This window comes from Alcanivorax sediminis (assembly GCF_009601165.1).
GTDB lineage: Bacteria > Pseudomonadota > Gammaproteobacteria > Pseudomonadales > Alcanivoracaceae > Alcanivorax > Alcanivorax sediminis.
Window position 1 is genome coordinate 2,095,998 of sequence record NZ_WIRE01000001.1, and the last position, 12,965, is coordinate 2,108,962.

The 12,965-nt window shown below is 57.1% G+C and carries 12 protein-coding genes and 1 tRNA gene; 6 read left to right on the forward strand and 7 right to left on the reverse strand.

Translation table 11 applies throughout. The features are described from left to right. Positions 1–24: 24 nt before the first annotated feature. Positions 25–240 (forward strand): dodecin, encoded by a 216-nt coding sequence (locus GFN93_RS09605; protein WP_153500883.1) that lies wholly within the window; start codon positions 25–27, stop codon positions 238–240. Between the two features lie 151 nt (positions 241–391). Here GFN93_RS09605 and GFN93_RS09610 read toward each other — a convergent pair whose 3' ends face one another. The 3 genes from GFN93_RS09610 to GFN93_RS09620 all read right to left on the reverse strand — a co-directional run bounded on the left by GFN93_RS09610 (position 392) and on the right by GFN93_RS09620 (position 4,046). Continuing rightward, entirely contained in the window at positions 392–2,056 is a 1,665-nt protein-coding gene (locus GFN93_RS09610; RefSeq protein WP_153500885.1) for a DEAD/DEAH box helicase, read from the reverse strand. A 314-nt stretch (positions 2,057–2,370) separates the two neighbouring features. Beyond that, a complete protein-coding gene (locus GFN93_RS09615; protein ID WP_153500887.1) occupies positions 2,371–3,243 on the reverse strand; it encodes a MaoC family dehydratase in 873 nt (290 codons plus the stop codon). A 152-nt stretch (positions 3,244–3,395) separates the two neighbouring features. Then, the gene (locus GFN93_RS09620) at positions 3,396–4,046 is read right to left on the reverse strand and encodes a TetR family transcriptional regulator (protein WP_153500889.1); all 651 of its coding nucleotides are present in this window, start codon (positions 4,044–4,046) and stop codon (positions 3,396–3,398) included. Positions 4,047–4,231: 185 nt separating this feature from the next. Between GFN93_RS09620 and GFN93_RS09625 the strand changes: the two genes are divergently transcribed. The 4 genes from GFN93_RS09625 to GFN93_RS09640 all read left to right on the forward strand — a co-directional run bounded on the left by GFN93_RS09625 (position 4,232) and on the right by GFN93_RS09640 (position 8,094). After that, the gene (locus GFN93_RS09625; RefSeq protein ID WP_153500891.1) at positions 4,232–5,356 is read left to right on the forward strand and encodes a ferredoxin reductase; all 1,125 of its coding nucleotides are present in this window, start codon (positions 4,232–4,234) and stop codon (positions 5,354–5,356) included. An 18-nt stretch (positions 5,357–5,374) separates the two neighbouring features. Continuing rightward, complete coding sequence (locus GFN93_RS09630) at positions 5,375–6,517, forward strand: fatty acid desaturase family protein (RefSeq protein ID WP_153500893.1); 1,143 nt, start codon at positions 5,375–5,377, stop codon at positions 6,515–6,517. Positions 6,518–6,688: 171 nt separating this feature from the next. After that, positions 6,689–7,705 carry an AraC family transcriptional regulator gene (locus GFN93_RS09635; RefSeq protein WP_153500895.1) on the forward strand — a complete coding sequence of 339 codons (1,017 nt, stop codon included), beginning with the start codon at positions 6,689–6,691 and terminating at the stop codon, positions 7,703–7,705. A 107-nt stretch (positions 7,706–7,812) separates the two neighbouring features. After that, a complete protein-coding gene (locus GFN93_RS09640; RefSeq protein WP_153500896.1) occupies positions 7,813–8,094 on the forward strand; it encodes a hypothetical protein in 282 nt (93 codons plus the stop codon). A 109-nt stretch (positions 8,095–8,203) separates the two neighbouring features. Here GFN93_RS09640 and GFN93_RS09645 read toward each other — a convergent pair. The 3 genes from GFN93_RS09645 to GFN93_RS09655 all read right to left on the reverse strand — a co-directional run bounded on the left by GFN93_RS09645 (position 8,204) and on the right by GFN93_RS09655 (position 9,459). Beyond that, positions 8,204–8,291, reverse strand: a tRNA-Ser gene (locus GFN93_RS09645). A gap of 176 nt (positions 8,292–8,467) precedes the next feature. Next, entirely contained in the window at positions 8,468–8,905 is a 438-nt protein-coding gene (locus GFN93_RS09650; protein ID WP_153500897.1) for a YiiD C-terminal domain-containing protein, read from the reverse strand. Next, positions 8,902–9,459 carry a nitroreductase family protein gene (locus GFN93_RS09655; RefSeq protein ID WP_153500898.1) on the reverse strand — a complete coding sequence of 186 codons (558 nt, stop codon included), beginning with the start codon at positions 9,457–9,459 and terminating at the stop codon, positions 8,902–8,904. The genes GFN93_RS09650 and GFN93_RS09655 overlap by 4 nt, the downstream gene beginning before the upstream one ends. A gap of 156 nt (positions 9,460–9,615) precedes the next feature. On the opposite strand from GFN93_RS09655, the gene GFN93_RS09660 reads away from it, so the two are divergent. Further along, on the forward strand, positions 9,616–11,163 hold the full coding sequence (locus GFN93_RS09660) for an adenylate/guanylate cyclase domain-containing protein (protein WP_153500899.1): 1,548 nt from the start codon (positions 9,616–9,618) through the stop codon (positions 11,161–11,163). 107 nt (positions 11,164–11,270) lie between these two features. On the opposite strand, the gene GFN93_RS09665 is transcribed toward GFN93_RS09660, so the two are convergent. Next, positions 11,271–12,929, reverse strand: coding sequence for a hypothetical protein (locus GFN93_RS09665; RefSeq protein WP_153500900.1), 1,659 nt, complete (start codon positions 12,927–12,929; stop codon positions 11,271–11,273). Positions 12,930–12,965: the final 36 nt, after the last annotated feature.

Consider the following 12,965-nt stretch of genomic DNA (forward strand, 5'->3'; position numbering starts at 1 on the left):
CAATCAGCGATAAGGAGAGCGCTCATGTCTGATCATCATGTTTACAAGAAAGTGGAACTGGTGGGCTCCTCAAAGGAGAGTATTGAGGACGCCATTCAAAATGCCCTGACCACGGCCAGTGAAAGCCTGGAACTCACCGAGTGGTTTGAAGTGACCGAGACCCGTGGGCATATCGTTGACGGGAAGGTGGGCCACTATCAGGTGTGCCTGAAGGTGGGTTTCCGGATTTCGGGATCCTGAAATAGCAGCAACAAGCTTCAAGCCGCAAGCTACAAGGAATAAAAAAAACCGCGCCAAATGACGCGGTTTTCTTAAAGCCTGCAGCGCGAGGCATCAGCCTGTGGGCATGTTGCTAGCCTGGCTTCGCGTTGCAGCGTGTAGCTTGATGCCGTTACACCGCTTCAAGCCCCAGGGACCGCTGACATACCCGCGCGGTGCGGATGGTGTGCAGCTGTTTCGGGGACAGATCGTCCGGCAGTTCCACAGTGCTGTGGTCCTGGTGGATCTTGATCGGGCCGATCAGGCGGCTGGGCAGTTTTGCTTCGTTGGCGATGGCGCCAACGATGTTGCCCGGCTTGACGCCGTGGTCGTGGCCAACCTGAATGCGGTACTCGCGCATGGGCTTGTCGTTGCGCTTGCCTCGGGGCGCGCGGTCATCTCGACCACTGCCGTTGGCGCGACGCTCACGACGTTCACGCGGTTCGCGAGGCTCACGTACCTGCTTGACGAACTTGGGTTCCTTGAGGATCAGCGGTTCGCGCTGGAACATGGCGGCAGCCAGGGCAACGGCCATGTCTTCACCGGACAGCTCCATGCTTTCCGAGATCTGCTTGACCAGCGCCCGGGTTTCTTCGATGTCGCCATCGTTGAGACGCGCAGCAAGCTGCTCCTGGAAGGCCGCAACGCGCTTGGCATTGAGATCATCCACGGAGGGCAGATCCATCTTTTCGATGCTCTGGCGGGTGGTGCGCTCGATCTGGCGCAGTACGTGTTGCTCGCGACGGCTGACGAACAGGATGGCATCACCCTGACGACCCGCACGGCCGGTACGACCGATACGGTGGACATAGGCTTCCGGATCACCGGGCATGTCGTAGTTGATGACATGGGTGATACGCGCCACATCCAGACCTCGAGCGACTACATCGGTAGCCACGAGAAGGTCGAAACGCTTGTCTTTCAGGCGCTGGACTGTCTTCTCGCGTTGCTGCTGCTGAATGTCACCATTGAGAGCGTCAGCGCGCAGGTTACGACGGTTCAGCTGCTCGGCCAGTTCCAGGGTCGCCTGCTTGGTGCGCACGAATATGATAACGGCATCGTGGTCTTCGGCTTCAAGAATGCGGCTAAGGGCGTCGAGCTTGTTCAGCCCGGCAACAGGCCAGTAGCGCTGGCGAATGGTGGTCGAGGTAGTGGCATTGCCGCTGTCGATCTGCACCCGTTGAGGGTTCTTCAGGTGCTGGTCAGCCACCTTGCGAATCACCGGGGGCATGGTTGCGGAGAACAGCGCCAGCTGACAGTCGTCAGGGGTGCGTTCGAGAACCCATTTTACGTCGTCGATAAAGCCCATGCGCAGCATTTCGTCGGCTTCATCCAGAACCAGGGCTCTTAGATTGTTCAGTTTCAGAGAGCCGCGTTCCATGTGATCCATAACGCGACCGGGGGTGCCGACAATGACCTGGGCTCCGCCACGAAGGCCTTTGAGCTGGGTGCGGTATTCACCGCCACCATAGATAGGCAGGACCTGCAGGCCCTTGATGTCGGCAGCAAATTCTTCGCATGCGGTGGCGACCTGGATAGCCAGTTCGCGGGTGGGGGCAAGGATCAACATCTGCGGTTCACGCAGACTAGGGTCCAGCCGGGCAAGCAAGGGCAGGGCGAAGGCAGCGGTTTTACCGGTACCTGTCTGGGCCTGACCCAGCAGATCATGACCATCGAGCAACAGCGGGATGGCTTTCGCCTGAATCGGCGAGGGCTCTTCGAAGCCCTGTCGGGCAATCGCAGAGAGCAAAACCTCGGGCAGGCCAAGATTGGCGAACCCGGCACGGGAATCTGACATGGTGTACCTATGATTTGGGGGGAGGGTGCCGGGCAGTGCCGGCGAAGAGCGCAGATCATACGCTCACGAGGTGAGAATTGCACGTTATTTCGCCAGTTGGGGCCTCCTTCATGGCCATGAAGCGATCTGTTGGCGCTCCTCCAGTGGCGGTGATCCGGGCATCGTGAGCGAGTTTCAGGGGCAAGTTGTAGCGCGGTGAGGCCCTTTTGCGGGCAAGCTCACGCAACCACAGGGGCGGCCGGGATCAAAAAAGGCCCGCCGGGTTACCCGGGCGGGCCTTTGGCACCTGACATCCTGCGTCAGGTATTGGTCAATCAGCCTTCAACCTTGCGGATCTGGCCTGCCAAATGGGGCTTGATGCCGTCTTTGGCCAGCAGCCGGAAGTCGCTTCCGCCTTTTACTTCGGTGTTCTCGAACTTCACGGTGGCCGGGATGAACATGGGCAGTTTGAACTGCACATCCACGGTGTACGCGGTATCCGGTAGCTGGTTTTGCAGCTCTGCCAGACAGCGGGCCTTGGACCACATGCCGTGGGCGATCTGGCGCTTGAAGCCAAACAGCTTGGCGGACAGCGGGTAAAGGTGAATCGGGTTGCGGTCACCGGAAACGGCGCCGTAGCGTCGGCCAGTGTCGCCTGGCACTTTCCACTCAACCGTATTCACCGCGGGCTCGGGCTTCGGCGCTTCTTTCTTCTTGCTGCCGCCACCTCCGCCAGTACGGAAGAAGTTCACGGACTCGCTTTCCCACACCCGCTCACCGCCAGTACTGATGCTGGTGAAGATGGAAAACTCGTAGCCTTTATCTACCTTGGTCAGATTGCCCAGGTAGCACTTCACGTTCAGTTGCTCTTTTTCGCTGATCGGACGGTACTGGGTGATGCTGTTGCGAACATGAACCAGGCCCATGGCCGGGAACGGGAAGCCGTCGGTCATCATCAGTGCCATGTGCAGCGGGAAGGCGTGCATATGGGGGTAAGTCACTGGCAATTTGCCGTCCGCGGCGAAGCCACACACCTTGCGGTAGGCCGCCAGGTGCTTTTCGTCCAGCGCGACGTCATTCAGACGCAGTCCTACATCGGGCAGGGTCGGGTTCTTGCCCGGTTTGACGGTAGCGCGCAGCACGGCCTTGGCAAAATTAACGACCATGGGGGGCGGGTTGCGCAGTTCGCGGAAGGTGACCTCGCTCATTACTTGTTCCTTTCACATTTCGTAGTGGACGAAAGTAGCGGCCAGACGTTGAAGTCTGAATTGAAGGCAGTATAGAGCAGGGGAATAGGGCTGCTATTGGCCGTGCAGCCACGCTCCACGGCAGGGTAATCACATGGCTGGACTGCAGAGAGTCAGCTGGAGGACTTGTTGGATTTCCAGTGCGCAACACCAAGAAAGATCAGCCGTAGCTGCTTCTCGGCAGCGATCAGCACTTGCTGTTGGCCGAACTCATCGGTCTCTTCCAGCTCCAGCATTTCCTGGGTCAGGGCGGTGACGTTGTTTACCACCAGGGCGGCCATCATTTGCAGGTCTTCAGAGCTGAAATGGTTCAGGAAAGGAAAACGGGCCATGTCCATGGCCAGCTCATTGGTGAACATGCGGATTTCACGGCGGATGGCGTTGCGCATGGTGGGGGTGCCACCAAACAGCTCCTTGGCCACGAACAGGAAATGGGCACGATTCTCGCGGACATAATTGAAGTAGGTCTCAATGGAACCGCGCAGCATGTTCTCGCCGGGGCTCTGCTCCTGGCGTACCTGGCGCATCATCTGGCGCAGGGTGCGGAAGGATTCATCCAGAAGAGTGAGGCCCAGGGCGCTCATGTCGGGGAAGTGACGATAAAAGGCGGTGGGTACCACGCCTGCCCGCTTGGTGACTTCACGCAGGCTGAGGCTGGAGAAGGGGGCCTTCTTGACCACCAGATCCAGCGCTGCCGCCATCAATGCCTCGCGGGTTTGCCCCCGTTTTGGCTTGCGGGTTTTGCTGGTGGCTTCTCTGGTCATGTAGGCGATTCTCCAAAAATACGCCGTAAATTCTCTCTTTTGTCAGCCGGTGATGCAACAAATTCCTGAGACGCACTTGTAACCACATGAAAATGAAGGGCTTTATTTTTATAGTGAACAAGTGTTGACAAAAAAGTCGGTTCGAATAAAAATGAGCACACCTGTTCACTTTAAGGGATTATCCCATGAGCGCAACAACTTCGACTCCTAGACGTTTTCAGCAGGGCCTGAATAGCCTGCTGCAGTCCCGTGTTGCCGAGGTGCTTGGCTACCCGCACGGCGTAGACCGTTACCTGGAAGTGTTTAACCCGCTGTGGTCCGTAAAGGAAGTACGCGCCAAAGTGGAAAACGTTCAGCACCTTACTGCTGACAGCGTCACGCTGACGCTGAAGCCGAATAGCAACTGGCAGGGCTTTGTCCCTGGCCAGTTTGTGCAGCTGACTGTCAGCATCAATGGCAAGCTTCACACCCGTTGTTACTCTCCGGCCAACTCCTTGCATCGTGAAGACGGCACAATTGAGTTGACCGCCAAGGCCCATGCTGACGGCTTTGTTTCCCGATATCTGCGTGACTGCGTACGAGTTGGTGATGTGGTGACCCTGTCACAGGCCGGCGGTGAGTTTGCCCTGCCGGAACAGCGTCCCGAGCGTGTTTTGCTGATCAGTGGTGGTAGTGGTATCACCCCGGTGATGTCCATGCTGCGCACCCTGTGTGATGAAGGTTTCAAGGGCGAGATCACCTTCCTGCATTACGCCAACCGTGCGCAAGACATGATCTATGCTGAGGAAGTCGCTGACATCGCCGCTCGATTTGGCAATGTCACCCTGCTGCGCGCTTTCGCTGACGAGCAGGAAGGCGGCGAGCTGAGCGGCCTGTTTTCTAGTGAACATCTGTTCAATTCTGTCCCGGATTTTGCACAGGCAACGACTTTTCTGTGTGGGCCGCCGCCGATGATGGCTGCCGTCGAGAAGGTCTGGGAAGAGCAGGGTATTACGGATCAGCTTCACAAGGAGCAGTTCACCCTCGCTACTGCGGCTGTAGATGACGGCGAGTCTGCGGAAGGCGAAGTGCGCTTTGTACGCAGCGAAGCCCAGGTGACCAATGATGGCAAGACTTTGCTCGAGCAGGCAGAAGCGGCCGGTCTGAATCCGCAATCTGGCTGTCGTATGGGCATTTGCTACAGCTGCACCTGCAAGAAGACCGCCGGCAAGGTCAGGGACCTGCGAACCGGCGTGATCAGCAGCGGCGATGAAGAAGACATTCAACTTTGCGTCAGCGTGCCGGTAGGCACGGTGGCCCTCGACATCTAAAGGATAGGAGTCAGCACCATGAGTATTTACCGTAATCTGACCCCCGAACAGATCGAATCTATTGGCCAGGAGCTGGATGCCATCCGCAACCGCGAGATCGCAGACCTGGGTGAAAAAGACGAGAAGTACATTCGCACCCTGATCAAGCGTCAGCGTCAGCTCGAAGTGGCTGGCCGAGGCTTGCTCATGGCAGGTTTCCTGCCACCGGCGTGGTTGGCGGGTGTGGCGTGTCTGTCCGCTGCCAAGATTCTCGACAACATGGAAATTGGCCACAACGTCATGCATGGCCAGTACGACTGGATGGGCGACAAGAAAATCAGCTCACAGCAGTTTGACTGGGATAACACCTGTACCAATACCGCGTGGAAGCAGACTCATAACTTCGAGCATCATACTTTTACCAATGTGCTCGATAAGGACCACGATATTGGTTACGGCATACTGCGCATGTCTGAAGAGCAGGAATGGGAGCCTCGTTTCCTTCTCAACCCGATTCAGGCCGCCATTCTGGCCACTTTCTTCCAGCATTTTGTAGCAATTCAGAGCCTCAAGCTTGAGGACTACCTGATCTACAAGACCAAAACCAAGGAAGAACTGAAGGAAGAGTTCAAGCCTACCTGGAAGAAGATGCGCAAGCAGCTGGTGAAGGATTACCTGCTGTTCCCGGCACTGGCAGGCCCGTTTGCTCCGTTTGTGTTCGCCGGTAATGTGACGGCCAACCTGGCGCGTAACCTGTGGTCATCCCAGGTGATCTTTAACGGTCACTTCCCTGAAGAAGTGGAGCAGTTCCCGGAATCCGTGTTGGAAAACGAGACCCGTGGTCACTGGTATGTACGCCAGATGCTGGGTTCAGCCAACTTCGAAGGTGGCCGCCTGATGCACATCATGAGCGGTAATCTGAGTTTCCAGATCGAGCATCACCTGTTCCCCGATATCCCGGCGCATCGTTACGCGAACATTTCGCCAGAGGTGAAGGCGATCTGTGAAAAGTATGGCCTGCCTTATAACACGGGTTCTTTCTTGCGCCAGTCTGCGAGTGTGTGGAAGCGAATCTTCAAGCTTTCCCTGCCCGGTAAAGGTGGCGCCAACAAGAAAGGGTTGCGCGGAAAAGTTGTGTCTCTGATCTCTGAATCCAAATCAGAAGCACGTCAGGCCGCGTGACCTGCCAGTCAGCACCCCCGAGCACCCGGTAGCGGCCGGTTAGCTGGTTCCGGCCCTGCCATCCTTATGCTACTCTCGATCCATTCGAGAGTAGCTTTTTTTATTTGGAAACCGGTGCTTTGCGGTTCGTCGTGGCATGATCCGGTTTTCCTGAGGGGAACAGGCGAACGCATGGCAGAAATGACGGATTCCGGTGTGCTGTTACGCATGGCCTATAAAGCCATGGTCAACGCCGGTATTGATGCCGATGCCGTTTTGGCAGAAGTAGGGCTCGACAAATCGATTCTTCAGGTGCCGGATCTGCGCACCCCCCACGATGCTCAGGAGTGGTTCTGGCAGGCACTGGAAAAGGTGTCTGGCGATGAGCTCATCGGGCTGCATCTGGGTGAACATATTCCTGTTTATAAAGGCCAGGTGCTTGAGTACCTGTTCCTTTCCAGTCCAACCTTCGGGGAGGGCATCAAGCGGGCTCTGGATTACCAGCGCTTGCTTTCGGATGCCGCTCAGGGTGAATTGTTTGAAGAGGGGGAGCGTGTCTTCCTCAAGCAAATGATCTGGAGCAAGCGGCTCAGTCATCTTAACGAATGCATGATGATGGGAATCATCAAGTTTTTCCGCTTCGTGACGGATGGGGCGTTCGAGCCACTGGAAATCCATTTCGGTCATTCGCCGCACGCCAATCTCAGCGAATACCAACGGCTGTTCGATTGCAGCGTGAAGTTCGACATGCCCAGTGTGGGCATGTATTTCGATGCCAATGTCATGAGCCTGCCCTCCGCGCACCATGAGCCGGAGCTGCTGCAGCTCCATGAGCAGTTGGCCAGCGAGCAGGTGGCACGACTGGAGAAGCAGGATCTGGTCGCCCAGGTGAATCGTCTGATTGGCGAGTTACTGGAATCCGGGCACGCCAACCTGGAAGAAGTGGCGGAGCGGTTGGGCATCAAGGCGCGTCAGTTACGCACCCGTCTTGCCGATGCCGGAACCAACTTCAATCAGCTGGTGGCGGATTACCGCTGTCGCCTGGCCAAACGTCTGCTGGCGGGGACTGACGAATCCATCGACGAGATCGTTTATCTTACCGGCTTTTCCGAGCCCTCTACCTTTTATCGCGCGTTTAAACGCTGGGTAGGGATGACCCCGATAGAGTATCGCAAGCTGAAAGCGGAAGAAGACGCGGCAGCTGGCTAACCCCGCTGGCCGTTTTCGGCTCAAAATTTGCTAAGGCTAAAGGGCGCACTCAGCGCCTTTTTGCTGTTCGGCATCCTGAGGGAAACCGTCTTTCACTGGAGATATGCTTGAAAACATTGATGAGAAAAATCTGCTCACCGATCCTCGATTTGTTTGAGGGGGGCGATGACCATGGTTTCGTCTATCGGCCATCCTACCGAAAGATTCTTGTGGCAGTGGCGATCCTGTTCCTGATATTGGCGTCAGGCTCACTGGCAATGACGTTGTCCTCAGGATTGATGGGTGGCCTGATTCCTACCCTGTTCTTTGGTGGTGCGGGGCTGGTGTGCGTCATCGTTGCGTGGCTGGGAAGCGATCAGGCGGTAGCCAGGATCTGGAAGAATCGTTGAGCCGCCAGCGATGCATGGCAATACCGGACAGAAGTGATACCCATGCATTGCACGAGTGTGCCGCCAAGCGGCCATAAAAAAAGCCCCGCATTAGCGGGGCTTTTCGTATTGGCGGTGAGGGAGGGATTCGAACCCTCGATACGTTTCCGTATACACACTTTCCAGGCGTGCTCCTTCGGCCACTCGGACACCTCACCTTAAAACGGGTTTCACTGCGGGCAGTGATGGAGCAAGCCTGTGGGCCGAATGCTTGCTCACTATTGAGGGCGCGTAGAGTACCGGAGGGTGGGGGTGCTGGCAAGTGTTGCTGTTACGGTTGCTCAGGGTTTGACCAATACAGGGCCCGGGAGCCTCGCCGGGGTTGCTGGCAGGCTCAGGTTCTCGCCAGATAAGCGCCGTCGAACTCGCAGACGGTCTTGCCGTCATCGCCACAGCCGATGGCACGGATACGAAGGGAGGCCTTGCCGCGGGCCCCCAGTCGCTCTTCAAAGCGCTGTCGTTGCTCGGTAGTGACGGTGATGCGCAGATCGGTGTCCAGAGGCAGGGTGTACTTGAGCTGTGTCTCCACGGCGACCACATCGGCGGGGTGGCCGCACTGATGACTCAGCAGTGTTGTCAGGCTCCAGCCTGCCAGGGTGAGCAGGGCCGACTGACTGCCGGCAAAGAAGGTACCCTTATCGTTGTGGTTTGGTCCGAGGGGAGCGATGACAGTGAGGCTGTCTCCATCAAAGCGGGCAAACTGGAAGTGCAGATGCCGAGTAAGCGGGATGGCTTCGCGGACCTGCTCGGCCAGGGTTTCCAGATTGATCATGGCAGCTCGCGGACAAAGTCAGCCGGCGACTCGTCAGGCAGGCTTTTCAGGCTGCTGGCAGGGGTGCCAAGGTATAGATAGGCAATGACTTGATCCTTGGAGGCAAAACCCAGCATGCCTTTGGCCAGATCGGAGTTGGCCATGGCTCCGGTACGCCACATGGCGCCAATGCCCAGTTCGTAGGCTGCCAGCATCATGTTCTGAACCGACGCGCCCACGGCCAGCATCTGTTCCCAGGCCGGAATTTTGTGATTTTCGGTAATCTCCGCTACCGCGACAATGATGGTGGGTGCGCGGAACGCCTTGTTGCGGGCGTTCTCACGGGTGCGCTGATCTGCCTCCGGCTGTTCTTCAAGCAGCTGGGCTTCCATGATATCGGCAAGACGCTCACGCTGGTCACCACGCAATACAATAAAGCGCCACGGCCGCAGCAGGCCATGATCCGGCGCCCGGATGGCGGCGCGCAGCAGCAGGTCGAGTTGCTCATCGCTGGGGCCGGGTTCCTGCAGTCTGGGGCTGGAGACGCGGGTGGTAAGGGCGGTGATGGTGTCCATTCAAGGCTCCTGTAACGTGGCGGCAATGGTAGCTTGAATTGCAAATGAGTCCCACCCGCCACATTCCGAGGCAAATTCGCTCGCGTCTGTCAGGCCAGTCTTTTTTCTTAGATGGGAAAACGCTAAGCTTCGCAAAAATCCCGTGAATCGGTTCACATGACCTCCACGTCCAAAAAGAAAGCTCGCCGGCCGCTGATCGGTCCTATGGAGCGGGCACGCCGACAGGCCAACTATATTCGTCTGCTTGCCTTCCTGGTGGCGGTGATGATGTTGATCGTGGGTCTGAAACTGGGGCTCTATCCGGAAATCTATCTGCTGGGCGTGGCTGGCCTGCTTGCCTACCCACTGATTGCCCAGACCATTCTGGTGATTGCCAACCGCAGAGATATTCGAGAAAAGGCCGCTCACCAGTTCCTGATGCAACTGGATGCCATGCTGATTGGCATGACCTGTGCGCTATTACACTTCGCCCTGGTCCCTTCGCTGGTGCTGCTGATCATCGTCCATGCCAATGCCGTCACTAGTGGCGGTCTCAAGCCCTGGCTCCTGAACCAGCTCATGACCACCATTGGCGCCGTTGTCATGGGGGCCATCCTCGGCTTTGCCTATATCCCCTTGGGCGAACCGGTTCCAGTGGTGATGATCGTGGTATCGCTGCTGGGCCTGGGAATTTATGTGGGGGCGTCCTCTGCCTTTGCGCATTACCAGGCCCGATACCTCCGCGAGGCTCAGGAACTGGTACGCCGCCAGCAGCAACAGGCGGTGGAATTGTCCCGCAAGCTGGCCAAGTACCTTCCTCCCCAGATCTGGGGCTCCATCTTTTCCGGCAAGCGGGATGCCAAACTGGAAACCCGCCGCAAGCGGCTCACGGTTTTTTTCTCTGATATCAAGGGCTTCAGTGCCATCTCCGAAGAGCTGCCGCTGGAGACGTTGACCAGCATGCTCAATACCTACCTTAGCGAGATGACCCGGATTGCGTTGCGTCACGGCGGTACCATCGACAAGTTCATCGGGGATGCGGTGATGGTGTTCTTCGGTGACCCCAATAGTGAAGGGGCCATCGAGGATGCCTACCGGTGTGTGTTGATGGGTATCGAGATGCAGGAGCAGATGAAGCTGTTGCGCCAGCGCTGGAAGCGGGAAGGGATTGAGCACAAGCTGGAAATCCGTATCGGTATCAACACCGGGTACGTGACGGTGGGGAATTTTGGTACCGATTCACGAATGGACTACACCATCCTCGGTACCGATGTGAACCTGGCCAGCCGACTGGAGTCTGCCTGCCGACCCGGTGGGGTGCTGATTTCCGAGGCAACTCAGGAGTTGGTCAAAGACCGAATCCAGTGTCGCAATATGGGCGATATCCAGGTAAAGGGTTTCAACCGCCCGATCCCGGTGTTTGAGGCGATGGGTGCGAAGAAGGATAGCGGCGCCAAGAACCGCTATGTGTCCGCCCAGACTGCAGGTTTTGGCATTCACCTGGATGTGGAACGTGTCCGTAATTTCGACAAGAACACCATCCTCAAGACACTGGCCCGTTCAGCCACCGAACTGAAGAAGGACAGTGCCGTTTCCGTGGATTATGAAGCGGAAGGTTTCAGCCTGCATGTGGACAGTGGCGCCATCAAGAAACGCGAACGTGACCGCATCATTAACATGATGGGGCAGGCAGCCAAGAGAGTTCAGACGCAGGTGCGGGTTTAAAATCAGAAGCGAGTTTCGAGTAACGAGTTTCGAAGAGCAAAACAGGGATCACTTTGCCATGGTTTTAATTGTCTTTCGAAACTCGTTACCCGTACCTCGCCACTGAATTAATTCAACGGATAACTCGTCCAGCCATCCGTCCAGTTCTGTACGCTGCCAGGGCGAATGGCGCCCAGGTAGCTGGCGGCCTCATCCCAGAATTCACCCTGAGGAATACTGCTTGCGCCATTGCGTGCCGGTGAGCGGGCGCTGGGCGCAAAGTCAGGGTGTGACAGGCTGTAGGCATCTCGGGTGAGCAGGGGGTCGGTGCCAAACTGGGCATTCACTGCGCTGCTCTGAAAATAGCGCCTCTCATCAAAGCCGCCATCGTCATCCCCGTCCAGATTTTCCGTTTCAAAAAACGTCAGCCCGCGGCTGCCTATCTTGTGCACCATCATGCTGTTGAACGTCAGTTGCCCGTTGCTGATGCGCTGTACCGTTTCTGTGTCCTTGATGTCGATGGTTTCACCTGAAAAACCGTCGATGATGATGTTGTGGAAGTGTCCTCCGGTGCCGACTTTCAGGGTCATGGCCCGGTGATGTTTTTCATGGCTGCGCGGGCTGATCAGCGTGACGTTGTAAAGCGTGGGTTCGGAAATCGGGGTGGCGTCCGGGTTGGCCTTGAGGTTGTCGCCCTCGAACGCATTGTCACCCAGATTGGGATGTTGTTGGGCGATCAAAAACTGCACGTTGCCACGCCAACCCATATCCCAATCGAGGGAGTCGTCGCCGGCTCCGGTAATCACGATATGCTTGAGGTTGACGGTACCGCCAAACACTTCGATACCATCATCCAGGGCTCGGTGAACCTGAACATGACGGATGATGGTGTTGCTGCCACAGCCACCCAGCGTCAGACCGTTGAGCTCATTATTGGCATACACCTCAAAGCCGGCGTACTCAATGCGTGTGTACTCCATTACGCCGCAGGAGGATTCTGCATCGCGCCCACCAAACTGTCCGCGGGTGTCGCCGTAAGGTACCCCTTCAATTTGGGCGTTGGCGACATTAACCGGGGCGCTTCCCAGCAGTACCACACCTCCCCAGTCGCCCGGAGTACGGGTGCCAGGAGCCTGGTTGCTGGTGAACACAATGGGGGCTCCTTCCTGGCCACGGGCAAACAGGGTGGCGTCGCGGGTGACGACCAGCGCTGACCCGGGTCGGCCTTCTATGAGCGTACCGGGTTCGATGGTGAGACTGCTGTTCCCTTCCAGATAGACGATGCCATCCAGGATCCATGTCGTGTTCGCTGTCCAGGTGTGGCTGCCGGTCAAGGAGCCTTGGACCACATGCCGCCCGGCAAGGGCTTCGTGAAGGGGCTTGTAACCGAAGAAACCAATTACGCCCAGCATAACGGCGGCCAGTGCCAGCCATGTGTAGGTGCCGCGATGGCTCTGCCGGCGCTGCTCAATGGGGCTGTGCTGCTTGAGCGTTTCCGCAATATCTGGATTGGTTACCGACGGACTGACTGTTTTGCTGCCCGGTTTTTTGTTGAGCAGAACACCGTCACGATTCGCCTGTTGTAGCTTGTTGCCCAGCGCGCGAATCTTGCGATTCTCGCTCTGCGTTGCGCGCTTGATGATCTCGGCCCGATAGACCGGGTCGTTGAGTAATGTATTGAAATGAACAAAGCGCAGACTGCTGTCATTTTCCTGATCAAAGTTCTGCTTGAGTTGCCACAGAAGCTCAACCAGTTGCGCGCGCGGAGATGATACTGCATCCACCATAAATCCCCCCTGGATTACGGCCCTCCTGATGTGGCG

Coding starts and splice junctions, on each gene's coding strand:
- GFN93_RS09605 (WP_153500883.1), top strand. CDS start 25: ATGTCTGATCATCATGTTTACAAGAAAGTGGAACTGGTGGGCTCCTCA.
- GFN93_RS09610 (WP_153500885.1), bottom strand. CDS start 2,056: ATGTCAGATTCCCGTGCCGGGTTCGCCAATCTTGGCCTGCCCGAGGTT.
- GFN93_RS09615 (WP_153500887.1), bottom strand. CDS start 3,243: ATGAGCGAGGTCACCTTCCGCGAACTGCGCAACCCGCCCCCCATGGTC.
- GFN93_RS09620 (WP_153500889.1), bottom strand. CDS start 4,046: ATGACCAGAGAAGCCACCAGCAAAACCCGCAAGCCAAAACGGGGGCAA.
- GFN93_RS09625 (WP_153500891.1), top strand. CDS start 4,232: ATGAGCGCAACAACTTCGACTCCTAGACGTTTTCAGCAGGGCCTGAAT.
- GFN93_RS09630 (WP_153500893.1), top strand. CDS start 5,375: ATGAGTATTTACCGTAATCTGACCCCCGAACAGATCGAATCTATTGGC.
- GFN93_RS09635 (WP_153500895.1), top strand. CDS start 6,689: ATGGCAGAAATGACGGATTCCGGTGTGCTGTTACGCATGGCCTATAAA.
- GFN93_RS09650 (WP_153500897.1), bottom strand. CDS start 8,905: ATGATCAATCTGGAAACCCTGGCCGAGCAGGTCCGCGAAGCCATCCCG.
- GFN93_RS09655 (WP_153500898.1), bottom strand. CDS start 9,459: ATGGACACCATCACCGCCCTTACCACCCGCGTCTCCAGCCCCAGACTG.
- GFN93_RS09660 (WP_153500899.1), top strand. CDS start 9,616: ATGACCTCCACGTCCAAAAAGAAAGCTCGCCGGCCGCTGATCGGTCCT.
- GFN93_RS09665 (WP_153500900.1), bottom strand. CDS start 12,929: ATGGTGGATGCAGTATCATCTCCGCGCGCGCAACTGGTTGAGCTTCTG.